At 66.9% G+C, this 13,256-nt stretch carries 12 protein-coding genes; 4 read left to right on the top strand and 8 right to left on the bottom strand.

All coding sequences use genetic code 11. The features are described 5' to 3' along the window. Positions 1-327: 327 nt before the first annotated feature. From ACSFB7_RS18840 to ACSFB7_RS18810, 7 genes are all read right to left on the bottom strand, one after another. Positions 328-1,317, bottom strand: a complete 990-nt coding sequence (locus tag ACSFB7_RS18840; protein WP_435472783.1) for an ABC transporter ATP-binding protein — start codon at positions 1,315-1,317, stop codon at positions 328-330. Continuing rightward, positions 1,314-2,345, bottom strand: coding sequence for an ABC transporter ATP-binding protein (locus ACSFB7_RS18835; RefSeq protein WP_435473397.1), 1,032 nt, complete (start codon positions 2,343-2,345; stop codon positions 1,314-1,316). Before ACSFB7_RS18835 ends, ACSFB7_RS18840 begins: the two co-directional genes overlap by 4 nt. A gap of 13 nt (positions 2,346-2,358) precedes the next feature. Continuing rightward, positions 2,359-3,261 carry an ABC transporter permease gene (locus tag ACSFB7_RS18830; protein ID WP_435473395.1) on the bottom strand — a complete coding sequence of 301 codons (903 nt, stop codon included), beginning with the start codon at positions 3,259-3,261 and terminating at the stop codon, positions 2,359-2,361. Between the two features lie 30 nt (positions 3,262-3,291). Then, positions 3,292-4,227, bottom strand: a complete 936-nt coding sequence (locus tag ACSFB7_RS18825; RefSeq protein ID WP_435472781.1) for an ABC transporter permease — start codon at positions 4,225-4,227, stop codon at positions 3,292-3,294. A gap of 72 nt (positions 4,228-4,299) precedes the next feature. Continuing rightward, a complete protein-coding gene (locus ACSFB7_RS18820; protein WP_435472779.1) occupies positions 4,300-5,886 on the bottom strand; it encodes an ABC transporter substrate-binding protein in 1,587 nt (528 codons plus the stop codon). Positions 5,887-5,930: 44 nt separating this feature from the next. After that, positions 5,931-7,382, bottom strand: a complete 1,452-nt coding sequence (locus ACSFB7_RS18815) for a M81 family metallopeptidase (protein WP_435472777.1) — start codon at positions 7,380-7,382, stop codon at positions 5,931-5,933. A gap of 33 nt (positions 7,383-7,415) precedes the next feature. Next, positions 7,416-8,588 (bottom strand): NAD(P)/FAD-dependent oxidoreductase, encoded by a 1,173-nt coding sequence (locus ACSFB7_RS18810; protein WP_435472775.1) that lies wholly within the window; start codon positions 8,586-8,588, stop codon positions 7,416-7,418. Positions 8,589-8,792: 204 nt separating this feature from the next. On the opposite strand from ACSFB7_RS18810, the gene ACSFB7_RS18805 reads away from it, so the two are divergent. After that, positions 8,793-9,530 carry a helix-turn-helix domain-containing protein gene (locus ACSFB7_RS18805; protein WP_435472773.1) on the top strand — a complete coding sequence of 246 codons (738 nt, stop codon included), beginning with the start codon at positions 8,793-8,795 and terminating at the stop codon, positions 9,528-9,530. A 4-nt stretch (positions 9,531-9,534) separates the two neighbouring features. On the opposite strand, the gene gstA is transcribed toward ACSFB7_RS18805, so the two are convergent. Next, positions 9,535-10,164, bottom strand: coding sequence for a glutathione transferase GstA (gene gstA / locus ACSFB7_RS18800; RefSeq protein WP_435472771.1), 630 nt, complete (start codon positions 10,162-10,164; stop codon positions 9,535-9,537). Between the two features lie 144 nt (positions 10,165-10,308). On the opposite strand from gstA, the gene ACSFB7_RS18795 reads away from it, so the two are divergent. The 3 genes from ACSFB7_RS18795 to ACSFB7_RS18785 all read left to right on the top strand — a co-directional run bounded on the left by ACSFB7_RS18795 (position 10,309) and on the right by ACSFB7_RS18785 (position 13,237). After that, a complete protein-coding gene (locus tag ACSFB7_RS18795; protein ID WP_435472769.1) occupies positions 10,309-10,632 on the top strand; it encodes a winged helix-turn-helix transcriptional regulator in 324 nt (107 codons plus the stop codon). A gap of 113 nt (positions 10,633-10,745) precedes the next feature. Then, complete coding sequence (locus tag ACSFB7_RS18790) at positions 10,746-12,014, top strand: M20/M25/M40 family metallo-hydrolase (RefSeq protein ID WP_435472767.1); 1,269 nt, start codon at positions 10,746-10,748, stop codon at positions 12,012-12,014. A gap of 278 nt (positions 12,015-12,292) precedes the next feature. Next, the gene (locus ACSFB7_RS18785; protein ID WP_435472765.1) at positions 12,293-13,237 is read left to right on the top strand and encodes an NAD(P)H-binding protein; all 945 of its coding nucleotides are present in this window, start codon (positions 12,293-12,295) and stop codon (positions 13,235-13,237) included. Positions 13,238-13,256: the final 19 nt, after the last annotated feature.

Below are 13,256 nucleotides of genomic sequence, written 5' to 3'. Positions count from 1 at the left end.
TTGGGGGCTGTTGTTCAAGGCGGGTTCGGGTTCATTCGGGGCGGGTGCGAATGACACCAGGAGCTCCCCTCCGCGAATGTCCCCCGCTTCGCTCCTCCTTTATTTCGCTGCGGGGAGCACCTGGTGTCATTCGCACATGGGCACGCTGCTGGTGATCTGCAATCAACGACTGCTCTGTCCAACGCTCACGTCGATACGGGGCGCTTTTTCGCGAAATAAAGGAGGAGCGAAGCGGGGGACATTCGCGAAAAAGAGCACCGTGTCGGCGTGGGCGTCGCCCTGAACAACAGCAGCGCCCAAACACAACGCGGTGAACAAAAAAAGCCATCAGCGGAAGTGACAAGCCACCCAGTGCCCACCGCTGGAAGACGAAGGCCGCTCGCTCAACGCAGGCACCTGTTCCTTGCACACAGCCTGCGCCATCGGACAGCGCGTGTGAAAGCGGCAACCCGAAGGCGGATTGGCCGGACTGGGCGGATCGCCCTGCAACAGCATGCGGCGCGCAGGCGTGCGCGGGTTCGGTACGGGCACTGCCGACAACAGGATCTCGGTGTACGGATGCAGTGGTGCGGAGAACAGCGTGTCGCGGTCGGCAATCTCCACGATGTGGCCGAGGTACATCACCGCCACGCGATGGCTGATGTGTCGCACCACCGCCAGGTCATGTGCCACGAACAGGTAGGCGATGCCGAACTCTTCCTGCAGGTCCATCAGCAGGTTCACCACCTGCGCCTGCACCGACACGTCGAGCGCCGACACCGGCTCGTCGCACACGATCAGCTTGGGGTTGAGCGCCAGTGCGCGCGCAATGCCCAGCCGCTGGCGCTGCCCGCCCGAGAACTCGTGCGGAAATTTCTTCGCTGCCTCGGGCCGCAGCCCCACACGTGAGAACAACCACTGCACCCGCTCGCGCCGCTCGGCCGCCGCGCCCATGTTGAAGTTGCGCAGCGGCTCGGCCACGATGTCGCCGGCCGTCAGGCGCGGGTTCAGCGAGGCGTACGGGTCCTGAAAGATGATCTGCAACTGGCGCCGGCGCAGCCGCATCTCGTGGGACGACAGCGTGAGCAGCTCTTCGCCTTCGAGTTCGACCGAGCCCGAGGTCGGCTCGACCAATCGCATCACCGACTTGGCCGTCGTCGTCTTGCCGCAGCCCGACTCGCCGACCAGCGACAGCGTTTCGCCGCGCGCGACCGAGAACGACACGCCATCGACCGCCTGGATCGCCGGCTTCGCGGGACGCAGCCAGCGCTTGGGCGAGATGTAGTGCTTGCGCAGGTTGCGCACCTTGAGCAGCGGGGCTGCGGTCGTTTCCGTCATGCGGTCACCTCGGCGGCGTCTTCCCATTGTTCTTCGACCGCAAAGCAGGCCACCACATGGTCGCCGCCTTGCTGTGTGAGCTGCGGCGTCTCGACACGGCAGCGTGCACGCGCATGGCTGCAGCGGGCCGCAAAGGCGCAGCCGCGCCCCAGCTCGTGGGCGGCCGGCACCAGCCCCGGAATTTCCGTGAGCCGCGTGCTCGCGGTGTTCATCGCGGGCATCGAGGCCATCAGCGCGCGGGTGTAGGGATGCAGCGGCCGGTCGAACAGGTCGATCACGTCGGCTTCTTCCACCTTCTTGCCGGCATACATGACCACGACACGGTCGCAGCTCTCGGCCACCACGCCCAGGTCGTGCGTGATCATCACCACGCCCATGCCCAGCTCTTTCTGCAGTCGCTTGATGAGGTCGAGGATCTGCGCCTGGATCGTCACGTCGAGCGCGGTGGTGGGCTCGTCGGCGATCAGCACCTCGGGGTTGCAGGCCAGGGCCAGCGCGATCATCACGCGCTGGCGCATGCCGCCCGACAACTGGTGCGGGTACTCGTTCACACGGCGCTCGGGCTCGGGGATCTGCACCACGCGCAGCATCTCGACCGCGCGTTTCAGCGCATCGGCGCGGCTGGCCTTCTGGTGAAGCTGCACCGTCTCGGCGATCTGCCGGCCCACGGTCAGCACCGGGTTCAGCGAGGTCATCGGCTCCTGGAAGATCATCGAGATGCGGTTGCCGCGAATCTGGCGCATCTCGCGTTCGCTCAACTGCATCAGGTCGGTGCCGCGCAGCCGCACGGCACCCATGTGGCGGCCGGGCGGCGTGGGCACCAGCCGCAGGATCGACAGCGCGGTCACGCTCTTGCCGCAGCCGGATTCACCGACCACGCCGAGCGTGCGGCCCGCACGCACCGTGTACGAAACACCGTCGACCGAGCGCACCACGCCGGCCAGCGTGTGGAAGTGGGTGCGCAGGTTGTCGACTTCGAGCAGCGGCTCGCCGGGGGCGAGGGCGACGTGGGACATCGGGGTCGTCATCGTCATGGCGTCCTCACAGTTGCCGTGCCAGGCGCGGGTCGAGCGCATCGCGCAGGCCGTCGCCGAGCAGGTTGATCGCAAGCACCGTGGCCGCCAGCAGCAGGCCCGGGTACAGGATGATGTGGAACGCCACCGTCACGAAGTTGCGGCCCTCGGCCATCATGTTGCCCCAGCTCGGCGTCTGCGCGGGCACGCCCACGCCGAGGAAGGACAGCGCCGCTTCGGTCAGCACCGCCGCGGCAGCCACGAAGGTCGATTGCACGACCAGCGGCGCCACGATGTTCGGCAGCACGTGGCGCACGAGGATGGTCGGCAGCCGCGTGCCCACCGCATGCGCGGCCTCGACGAACAACTGCTCGCGCAGCGTGAGCGCCAGCGAGCGCACCAGCCGCACCACGCGCGGAATTTCCGGCACGGTGATGGCGATGATCACCGTCGTCAGGCTGGCGCGCGTCACGGCCATCAGCGCGATGGCCAGCAGGATGCCGGGAATGGCCATCAGCCCGTCCATCACCCGCATGATGAAGCCGTCGGCCCAGCGCACGAAGCCCGACACCAGCCCCAGCAGGATGCCGAAGAAGGTGGCCAGCACCGCCACAGAGGCACCCACGATCATCGACACGCGGCCGCCCCAGACGGCGCGGCTGAACACGTCGCGGCCCAGCGCGTCGGTGCCGAACCAGTGCTCGGCCGACGGCGGTTGCATGCGCGCGAGCGGGTCGATGTCTTGCGGGTCGTGCGTGGCGATCCACGGTGCGGCGATGGACAGGATGGCAATTGCGATCAGCAGCAGCGCGCCGATGATCAATGTCGGGTGCTTGCGCACCCAGCGAAAGCGCGGCGGTACGAAGGGTGCGTCTTCAGGTGCGACTGGCACCGAGGGTGCCACAGAGACTGGCGCATCGATCTCGCTCATGGGGAGGACCGTGGACATGGGTTGTGTTCTTCAGTACTGGATGCGCGGATCGAACAGGCGGTAGCTCAAATCGATCAGCAGGTTGATCAGCACATACACGCCCGCCGACAGCAGCAGCACGCTCTGGATGACGGGATAGTCGTGGCGCTGCACCGAATCGATGACGAGCCGGCCCACGCCCGGAATGGCGAACACCGTCTCGGTGACGACCACGCCGCCGATCAGCAGCGCGATGCCCGCGCCGATGGTCGTGGCGATGGGAATGGCCGCGTTGCGCAGCGCATGCCCCAGCACCGGGAGCACGCCCAGGCCCTTGGCGCGCGCGGTGCGGATGTAGTCCTCGTGCAGCACTTCGAGCACGGTGGCGCGCGTCATGCGGGTCACCAGCGCGATGTACACCAGCGCCAGGTTCACGCAGGGCAGCACCAGCGAGTGCAGCCATTCGAGCGGGCCGTCGGCAAAGCGCGCATAGCCCTGCACCGGAAACCACGGCAGTTGCACCGCGAAGCTGTAGACCAGCAGGTAGCCCACCAGGAACACCGGCACCGAGAAGGCCAGCACCGCGAACAGCATCACCAGTCGGTCGACCCAGCTGCCCGCGCGGTAGGCCGCGAGCGTGCCCAGCGGCACCGACACCACCAGAGTGATGAGCATGGTGAGCGCCGCGATCGACACCGTGGGCTCCAGCCGCTGCCCCAGCAGTTGCGTGACCGGCATCTGCGTGAAGATCGAAGTGCCGAGGTCGCCGGTGAACAGCTTGCCCAGCCACAGCCCGAACTGCTGCCACAGCGGCAGGTTCAGGCCGAGCGCAGCGCGCAGCTTGTCGATGTCTTCCGTTGTGGCGAGGTCGCCCGCGATGAGCGCGGCCGGATCGCCCGGCGACAGGTGGATCAGCAGGAACACCACCACGGCCACCACCGCCATGACCGGGAGTGTCGAGAGAAAGCGTCGAACGATGTAGCCCATGGCGGTGCCCTTGAACTGGTGTGGCTGGCGTTGTGCTGGCTGACTGGCGGGGAAGGGGCGGCGCGGGGCGGCTTACTTGTCGAGCGCCCAGACGGTCGGCATGCCGGCCCAGAGCTTGTCCAAGCCCTTGAGGTTGGCGCGCGCCGCGAACGCGGCCGAGTACTGGCCGGCGTTGATGTACGGCACGGCCTCATAGGCGCGGGCCTGGAAGGCGTCGAGCAGTTCCTTGCGTTTGGCCGGCACGGTTTCCTTCAGCCATGCGGTGCGCAGCTCGTCCAGCTTCTTGTCGCAGGGCCAGCCGGGCAGGGTGTTGCCGCAGGCGGCGCCCAGGTAGGCGTTGGCGATGGGCGAGTTGACGTCGAACTCGCCGGCCACCGTGACGTACATGTTCCAGCCGCCCGCATCGGCCGCGTCGCGCTTGGCGCGGCGAGCACCGATGGAGGCCCAGTCCATGCTCTGCGCATCGACGTTCATGCCGATGCTCTTCATGGTCTGCGCGGCCATCAGGGCTTCGGCGTTGAGGTAGGGCACGTCGCTCGGCACCATCAGCACCACTTTCTCGCCCTTGTAGCCTGCGTCGGCCAGCATCTTCTTCGCCTTCGCGACGTCGGCCTTGCGGAAGGGCTCGGCGCCGGCCGAGGTGTCGTTGGGGCTGCCGCAGATGAAGTAGGTGGCGCAGTAGGCCATGCGCATGTCCAGCGGGAAGCCCATGGCCGCGACGAAGCGTTCCTGGTTCACGGCCTGCAGCAGCGCCTGGCGCACCTTCGGGTTGTCGAAGGGCGGCTGCGTCTGGTTCATGACGAGGAAGCCCTGGTAGGCGCCGCCGGAGCCGATCTTGATGTTGGTGTCGGTGCGCAGCGGCGCGATGTAGTCGGGCGGCAGTTGCTCGATGTAGTCGACCTCGCCGCGCTTGAGCGCCGACACGGCGCTGTTGGCATCAGGCAGGTAGAGCCATTCGACGCGGTCGAAGCTGGTCTTCTTGCTGCCGGCCAGGCCGCTCGGCGGCTCGCTGCGCGCCACGTAGTTCGGGTTGCGCACGAACACCGTCTTGTTGCCCGGCACCCATTCGTCGCGCTTGAAGATGAAGGGCCCCGAGCCGATGACTTCGGTGAGCGGCGCGGTGGCCGGCAGCTTGGCGATGCGCTCGGGCAGGATCACCGGCGGAAAGCCCGAGGGCTTGGCCAGCGCGTCGAGCACCATGCCGAAGGGCTCGTTGAGCGTGAGCGTGAAGTTGCGCGCGTCGGTCGCCTTCCACTCGGCGCCGACCGCCGTCATGGCGCGGCCCAGGCTGTCGCGCGCGGCCCAGCGCTGCAGCGAAGCCACGGCGTCGGCCGAGGTCACGGCGGCGCCGTCCGAGAACTTCAATCCGGGGCGCAGCGTGAAGCTCCATTGCTTGCCGTCCTTCGAGGTCGTGTACTTCTCGACCATCTGCGGTTGCGGCTTGCCGGTGGCATCCTGCGCGAACAGGGTGTCGTACACCATGTGGCCGAAGTTGCGCGAGATGTAGGCCGTGGTGAAGGTCGGGTCAAGAATCTTCAGGTCGGCATGCGCCACCACCTTCAGGGTCTTGGGCGGTGTCTGGGCGAGCGCCGAAAGGCTCACGGCGGAAGCCGCTGAAAGGGCCAGGGCAGCGAGGGCGGCAAGCGTTCGTCGTTTCATCGTCGGTTCTCCGGTCGGTGGGGGCGAAAGAAAAAAGAAGGCGTTCAGGCTGCAACGCCGATCGGCCACTTGGGCAGGCGTGCCTTGCGGTAGGGCAAGGTCGTGAGATCGAGCGTCACGGCGCCCGGTGCGCCCGCATAGATGACGTGCTTGGCCACCTTGGAGTACGACGCATAGAAGTGCTGCGAAGACTTCACCACCACGATCTTCTTGGCGGCCAGGTCGCAGCCCAGTTGGGTGAACATGTCGGTGCCCATGGCCTGGTTGCGCCGCGTGATCAGCACGATCTCGATGCCGTTGACCTCGACCAGCGCGCAGTCGCCCATCGCCGTGGGCGTGTTCGACAGGCCCGTCATCACCAGGTCGTGCTGCAGTGCCTTCACCGTGCAGTCAAGGTCCAGCGGGTCGCCCGACAGCGGGCTGATCTTGCCGCCGATGCGCATCTGCAGCTTGGCGCCCACGCCCGCGTCGAAGGCGATGCGTACCGCGATCGGGTCCCACATCGGGCCGAGGGCCGCGTTGGTGATGCCGCGCTCCAGCATGCGGCGCAGGATGAAGGTGGAGTCGCTCGCCGCGCCGCCGCCGGGGTTGTCGGCGCCGTCGGCCAGCACGACAGGGCCGCCGTCGAAGGCCAGTGCCTCGTCGAGCGAGGCGTCGATGCTGGGGTAGTTGACGGTGAGGCCGTCGCGCATGGCGATGACTTCATCGGCGAGCTGGCGCGCCAGTGCGTTCGCCTTGGCCTGGTCGCCATCGGTGTAGACCAGCACCTTGGTGCCCATCTCGGGCACGTCGCCCCAAGAGAAGCCGTGCGTGAGCGAGACCGAGAGCACGTCGTCCTTGCCTTCGAGCGCCTGCATGCGCTCTACAAAACTGCGCGCCGGCTCGCGCGAGGTGTGCACGGTGACGATGATGTCGCAGTCGACCATCGCGTGCACCGGCTTGACCTTGCCTTCGACCGCCGCGGCGCAGATGTCCACCAGCTCCAGCCCGCGCTCGAGCACGTCGGTGTGCGGGTACTCCTTGAACGAGACCATCACGTTCGCGTTGTCGACCATCGCGGGTGTGAGGTGGTTGTGCGGATCAAGCTCCGCGCCGATGACGATGTCGGGCCCGACGATCTGCCGCACGCGCTGCAGCATGTCGCCTTCGCAGTCGTCGTAGCCGTCGGCCACCATCGCGCCGTGCAGGCCGAGCAGCACCATGTCCACCGGCAGGGCAGCGCGAAGGTCGTTCAGCATTTCGTCGCGCAGCGTCTCGTAGGCATGGCGCGTGGTGATGCCGCTGGGCTGCGCGCCCGCCACCATGCCTTCGAGCAGCGTCCAGCCTTTTTCCTTGCCACGGATGCGCGCGGCCCACAGCGGGCCCGAATAGATCGTCAACGCATCGGGATGCTGCCCGGCGGGGAAGTAGCCACGGTCCTTGAAGGACGCGATGCCGGTCGGCATCGGGCCGAAGGTGTTGGTTTCGGTGGCGAGGGAGGCACTGAAGACACGCATGGGATGGTCTCTTGTGGTTGTGGGTTGTTCTTGTCAGGCGGTAGCGACAGCGGCCGGGGCTGTGCGCAGCCGCTGCGGGCCGAGCATCTCGGCCGTGAGGCCGAAGGCCGCGATGCGCTCCGGCAGCGGCAGTCCGCGTGCCAGCGCTGCGCAGGCTTCGCCCATGGCGGCCGAGGTCTGGATGCCGTAGCCGCCTTGCGCCGCGACCCAGAAGAAGCCGGGCGCGCCGGGCTCGAAGCCGCCGACCAGGTCGCCGTCGGCCACGAAGGAGCGCAGGCCGGCCCAGGTGCGCGTGGGGCGGCGGATGGTGAGCGTGGTCGCTTCCTCGATGCGGTGGATGGCGAAGGCAATGTCCAGCTCTTCGGGCTGCACGTCCTGCGGATCGACCGGATCGGCATTGGCCGGCGAGCCGAGCAGCATGCCGGCGTCGGGCTTGATGTACCAGCCTTCGTCGGCGCCGAAGACCATGGGCCAGTGCGTGACGCTCTCGCCTTCGGGCGGCGCGAAGATGAAGGCCGAGCGCCGGCGCGGCTCGATGCCGATGGGCGTCACGCCGGCCAGTTGCGCGATGGTGTCGACCCATGCGCCGGCTGCGTTGAGCACCACGGCCGCTTCGTAGACCTTGTCGCCGGCCGTCACGCGCCAGCGCTCGCCGACACGTTCGATGGCCGTCACTTCGGCATCGCACACCAGCTTGCCGCCGGCCTGCCGCATGCCGCGCAGGTAGCCCTGGTGGATGGAATGCACGTCCATGTCGGCCGCATCGGGTTCATACACGGCGCCGGCCACCTGCTCGGGGCGCAGGGCGGGCACCATCTCGAGGGCCTGTTCGCTGCTCAGGCGCGTGGCGCCGGCGTCCATGGTGCGCAGCACTTCCCAGTGGGCTTCGAGCTCGGCCATGTGTTCTTCGCCCGCGACCATCAGTGCGCCGCGCGGCGTGAGCAGCGGGTGCTCGGCAAAGCCTTCGGGCGGATGTTCGAGGAAGGCGCGGCTGGCCATGGTGAGCGCGCGCACCTGCGGCGTGCCGTAGCTTTCCATGAAGAGGGCGGCCGAGCGGCCGGTGGAGTGATAGCCCGGCTGGGCTTCGCGTTCGAGAAGGATCACGCTGGCGTGCGGCGCGAGCCAGTGGGCTACCGAAGCCCCGGCAATGCCGCCGCCAATCACAAGGTAGTCGGCCACGATGGGCGCTGGTGTGTTGGAGGTCATCGGCGAAAAGTGTAGGAAGAAATTTGCGGATACGCAAATTAAATAGGGACAACCAAGGGGAAACCATGGTGCACCAATGCAGTGAAATTTGCGTCAATGCAATTTGCATATACGCAAATTTCGGGCCCGCGTCACGCGGGTTGGCATGGATGGCCAGGCGCCGGGCTGGCAGAATTGCAGTGCACTACAAACAGAGGGCCAAGCGTGACTCCACACACAGGGACCAGGGCAGGGGCGACGCCGAAGGAAGAGCCACCCACGCTGGACCGCACCACTTTCGGCCATCGGCTGCGCACCGCGCGCAAGCGTTTCGGCTGGACGCTCTCGCAACTGGCCGAGCGCTCGGGCGTGTCGATCACCACCATCTCGCGCGCAGAGCGCGGCCAGCTCGCACTGGGCTATGAGAACTTCGCCGCGCTGGGCCGCGCGCTGGAGATGGACATGAACGCGATGTTCGCGGGCGCCGGCGTCACGCCCGCGCAGTTCGACGGGCCGGTGATCACGCGCGCGGGCAAGGGCGTGGTCTACCGCGGGCTCTCGTTCGCCTACGAGTTCCTGGGCACCACGGCGGCCGGCAAGCAGATGAGCCCCGTGGTCGGCACGGTGCATGCGCGCCGCATCAACGGTCCGGAAGATTTCGCACGGCATCCGGGCGAAGAGTTCGCCTATGTGCTGTCGGGCGAGATCGATGTGCACTTCGACACCGGCGAAGTGGTGCACCTGGCGCGCGGCGATTCGCTGTACTACGACAGCAGCATCGGCCATGCCTATGTGAGCGTGAGCCGGCAGCTTGCGAAGATCGTCGGTGTGACCACGGGCGAGAGCGGGCACATGAAGTCGGCGCGCGAAGCGCCTGTGCTGAAGCCGGCGCGCAAGACCGCCGCCAGGAAGACGCTCGCGCCCGCGCCCGCGAAGAAATCCGTGCGCGGCGGCAGGGGCTGAAGGCCTACTTGAGCCCTTCCGTATCGAGCGCCTTGCGGACCGCCGCGCGCTCGCGCATGCGGACGTACCAGGCTTCGAGGTTGCGCAGTCCGTCGAAGTGAATGTCGGCCCTGTAGACGGACTTCAGCCACGGCGCCTGGCCCCAGCCCGTCAGCGAATACAGGTAGGCATCGGCCACCGTGAACGTGTCGCCCATGAGGTAGTCGCGGCCGGCCAGTTGCCCATCGATCCAGGCGAAGCGTTTCTCCAGCTTCGGCCTGGCGTTTTCGACGTACTTGCCGGCCAGCACCGCGTACAGCAGCGGAATGAAGCCCTTGTGGACTTCCGAGGTCAGAAAGCTCAGCCACTCCTGCAGCCGATAGCGCTCCAGGGTGCCGTTCTTCGGGGCAAGGCCCGCATCGGGCTTCAGGTCGGCCAGGTACTGCACGATGGCGGGGCCTTCGCGCAGCAACGTGCCGTCGTCGAGTTCGAGAACCGGGACATAGCCGAAGGGGCTGATCTCGTGGAAGTCCCGTCCGTCTTCGGTCGTGTGCGTCTTGTAGTCGACCTTGACCAGCGTGGCCGCAAGGCCCAGTTCGTTGAGGACGATGTGGGGCGAGAGCGAACAGGCTCCGGGTATGTAGTACAGCTTCAAGCCGATTCTCCAATGGTGCTTTGGCGCTGCGAGTGCGAGCGCCTTGCAGTCATGCTAGGGGGCCGGCCTAAAATTGGAAGAAGGCAATAAAACCGCACGTAGGTTAAAAAACTATACCGACGGCCCCTTTCAAGAAGACGTGCTATGAAATCGAACGTGACGGGCTGTTCAGTGGAAGAGGCGATGCGCCTGCTGGGCGGCAGGTGGCGGCTTCTTCTGGTGTCCTATCTCGTCGATGGGCCCAAGCGATTCAGCGAATTGCGCCGGGACGTTCCCGGCATTTCCCAGCGTTCCCTCACCCTCGACCTTCGCGCGCTGGAGGAGGCCGGGCTCGTGAAGCGCACCGTGCATCCCACGGCGCCTGTCAAGGTCGAATACGAACTCACGATCGACGGTGAGCGCCTGAAGCCGGTCGTCAAGGTGATGATGGATTTCGGGCTGTGGCTGAAGCAGAAGGCGCAGGCCTGACTACGCACCGGCGCTGGGTTCAGATGACGCGCAGCGCTGTCGCCGATTTGCTCTGCATTGCGCATCGGCTCGCTATGCTGTTGCCCGCCCTTCACTCAGAGACAAAAACCATCATGACAATGCGCTCCTCTTTCTTCACCCTTCGCTCCGTCGCCCTGGCTTGCGGCCTTGCGCTCGGTGCCGCTTGCGCCGTGCAGGCAGCGCCCGACGCGAAACTGCTCGCCGCCGCCGAGAAGGCGCAGCCCGCGGTGATCGACAACCTCAAGGAGATGGTGCTCATCGAGTCGGGCAGCCTGAACGTCGACGGCCTGCTCAAGATGGCCGATGTGGTCGAAGGGCGGCTGAAGGCCGCGGGCTTCAAGACCGAGCGCCGCAAAGCCACGGCCGGCGCGGGCGCCGACATCGTGATCGGCACGCTCAAGGGCACCGGCAAGCGCAAGATCATGCTGCAGGGCCACATGGACACGGTGTACCCGGCGGGCATTCTCAGCGGCCAGCCGTACAAGGTCGACGGCAACCGCATCTACGGCCCCGGCATCGCCGACGACAAGGGCGGCCTGGCCGTGATGATGGCGTCGCTCAAGATCCTGGCCGATGCCGGCTGGCGCGACTACGACACGCTCACCGTGCTCATGAACCCCGACGAGGAAGTGGGCTCGGTCGGCTCCGGCGAACTCATCGCCACCATGGCCGACCAGCATGACACGGTGCTCTCGTTCGAGCCCACGGCGGCCAAGTCGGTGGTCAAGGGCGAATCGCTGCTGCTCGGCGCGGCCGGCATCGCCACCGCCACGCTCGAAGTGAAGGGCCGCGCGGCGCATGCGGGCGCGGCACCCGAACTGGGCCGCAATGCGTTGTACGAGCTGTCCTACCAGATGCTGCAGACGAAGGACATCGCGAAGGACATCCCCGGCGTGACGCTCAACTGGACCGTGGCGCGCGCCACCGGCCCGCTCAACCAGATCACCGAGAAGGCGCAGGCGCTGGGCGATGTGCGCATCACCCAGCCCGGCGCCGAGAAGAAGCTCGATGCGGCGCTGCAGGCCAAGATCGGCGCCGGCAAGCTGATTCCCGACACCGAGACCACGGTGAAGGTGGAAGTGGGCCGCCCGGCCTTCATCGCAGGCGAGAAGGGCCGCGCGCTGGGCGAGAGGGCACAGGCCATCTACAAGGAAATCGACCGCGACCTGGCGCTGACGCCCATGACCGGCGGTGGCACCGATGCGGGCTATGCGGGCCGCTCCGGCAAGGCCACGGTGGTCGAGAGCTTCGGCCTCGCGGGCTTCGGCTATCACGCACGCGACGAGTACATCGAAGTCGATTCGATCGTGCCGCGCATCTATCTCGTCACGCGCCTGCTGACCGAGATCGGCAAGAACTGATCTTCTTCATGATCGTTTGCACGGGGCGCTTGACGCGCCCTGTGGCGCTGGTCAACATCGGCCCCATGCGCATTGTCTTTCGCTGATTCCCCGGAGCGCGTGCCCGAGCCTTGAGGCTTGGGGTGCGACTTCCGGCTTCACCGTTTTCCCTCCTTCTGGTTCGACACCGCACGTGCCTCGTGCATGCGGTGCGTACCTGCTCGCCTGCATGCCTTTCGGCATGCGGCTGAAAGCCGAAGGGGCGCGAGACGCGCCCCGGAACACGAAAGACTTTTCTCATGAACTCCATTCATTCCATTCCCGCGGGCGGTGCGCTGCTTGTGAGCGGGGCCTCGGGTGCGCTGGCACGCCAGGCCGTCGAGCTGCTGTTGCTGCATCGGCCTGAAGTGCCACTGATCGCCACCACGCGCCATCCGGATCGACTGGCCGACCTTGCCGCGCGCGGTGTCTCGGTGCGCTTCGCGGATTTCGATGAACCTGCTTCGCTCGATGCCGCCTTCGAGGGGGCGTCGCGCATGCTGCTGGTGAGCACCAACACGGTCGATGCGCCACCGCGCCGCGTCACGCAGCATCGCAACGCCATCGAGGCGGCGCAGCGCTGCGGTGTGCTGCATGTGGTCTATACCTCGTTCGCCACGGCGGGCGCGGCGCAGCCCGGCCCCATCGCCGCCGACCACGCAGCCACGGAGCAACTGCTGCACGAAGGAACTGCCGGCTTCAGCATCCTGCGCAATGCCTTCTATGCGGAGCTGTTGCTCGCGACCTTGCCGTTGGCCTGTGCGAGCCATCGGCTGCCGTGTGCACCGGGGCGCGGTCGCATGACATGCGTGGCGCGCAGCGATTGCGCGGCGGCTGCAGCGGCTGCGCTGGCAGACGGCTTTGAAGGCCGTCGCGTGCTTTCCATCGCTGGCGAAGAAGCTCTCGATGCCCATGCACTTGCTGCGCTGGCTTCGCAGGTGCTGGGCGTGCGGATCGACGCACTGGAAGTGCCGCCCGATCAACTGGAGGCAGCGTGGACGGAATGCGGTGCTTCACCGGGCATGGCCCGTCTCTTCGCGGGCATCGATCGCGGCACGGCCAAAGGGGAAATGGAAGTGCGCGACAGCGATCTGCGCACGCTGCTGCGCGCATTGCCGCAGCGCGTGCCGACAGGCATGCGTGAATTCCTGCAGGCGCATCGCGCGGCGATCATCCCATCCGCGACCACCACACCTCACCGCTGACCGGCGCTGCCGGACGTTG

Source organism: Variovorax raffinosi (genome assembly GCF_051216615.1).
In the GTDB taxonomy this organism is placed as follows: domain Bacteria; phylum Pseudomonadota; class Gammaproteobacteria; order Burkholderiales; family Burkholderiaceae_C; genus Variovorax.
The sequence above is the reverse complement of the archived record's forward strand: the minus strand, read 5'-3'. Positions and strand labels throughout refer to the sequence as shown.

What these genes read in the sequence shown, in the direction of transcription:
- ACSFB7_RS18840 (WP_435472783.1), bottom strand. Translation starts at nt 1,317, where the DNA reads ATGACGGAAACGACCGCAGCCCCGCTGCTCAAGGTGCGCAACCTGCGC.
- ACSFB7_RS18835 (WP_435473397.1), bottom strand. Translation starts at nt 2,345, where the DNA reads ATGACGACCCCGATGTCCCACGTCGCCCTCGCCCCCGGCGAGCCGCTG.
- ACSFB7_RS18830 (WP_435473395.1), bottom strand. Translation starts at nt 3,261, where the DNA reads ATGAGCGAGATCGATGCGCCAGTCTCTGTGGCACCCTCGGTGCCAGTC.
- ACSFB7_RS18825 (WP_435472781.1), bottom strand. Translation starts at nt 4,227, where the DNA reads ATGGGCTACATCGTTCGACGCTTTCTCTCGACACTCCCGGTCATGGCG.
- ACSFB7_RS18820 (WP_435472779.1), bottom strand. Translation starts at nt 5,886, where the DNA reads ATGAAACGACGAACGCTTGCCGCCCTCGCTGCCCTGGCCCTTTCAGCG.
- ACSFB7_RS18815 (WP_435472777.1), bottom strand. Translation starts at nt 7,382, where the DNA reads ATGCGTGTCTTCAGTGCCTCCCTCGCCACCGAAACCAACACCTTCGGC.
- ACSFB7_RS18810 (WP_435472775.1), bottom strand. Translation starts at nt 8,588, where the DNA reads ATGACCTCCAACACACCAGCGCCCATCGTGGCCGACTACCTTGTGATT.
- ACSFB7_RS18795 (WP_435472769.1), top strand. Translation starts at nt 10,309, where the DNA reads ATGAAATCGAACGTGACGGGCTGTTCAGTGGAAGAGGCGATGCGCCTG.
- ACSFB7_RS18790 (WP_435472767.1), top strand. Translation starts at nt 10,746, where the DNA reads ATGACAATGCGCTCCTCTTTCTTCACCCTTCGCTCCGTCGCCCTGGCT.
- ACSFB7_RS18785 (WP_435472765.1), top strand. Translation starts at nt 12,293, where the DNA reads ATGAACTCCATTCATTCCATTCCCGCGGGCGGTGCGCTGCTTGTGAGC.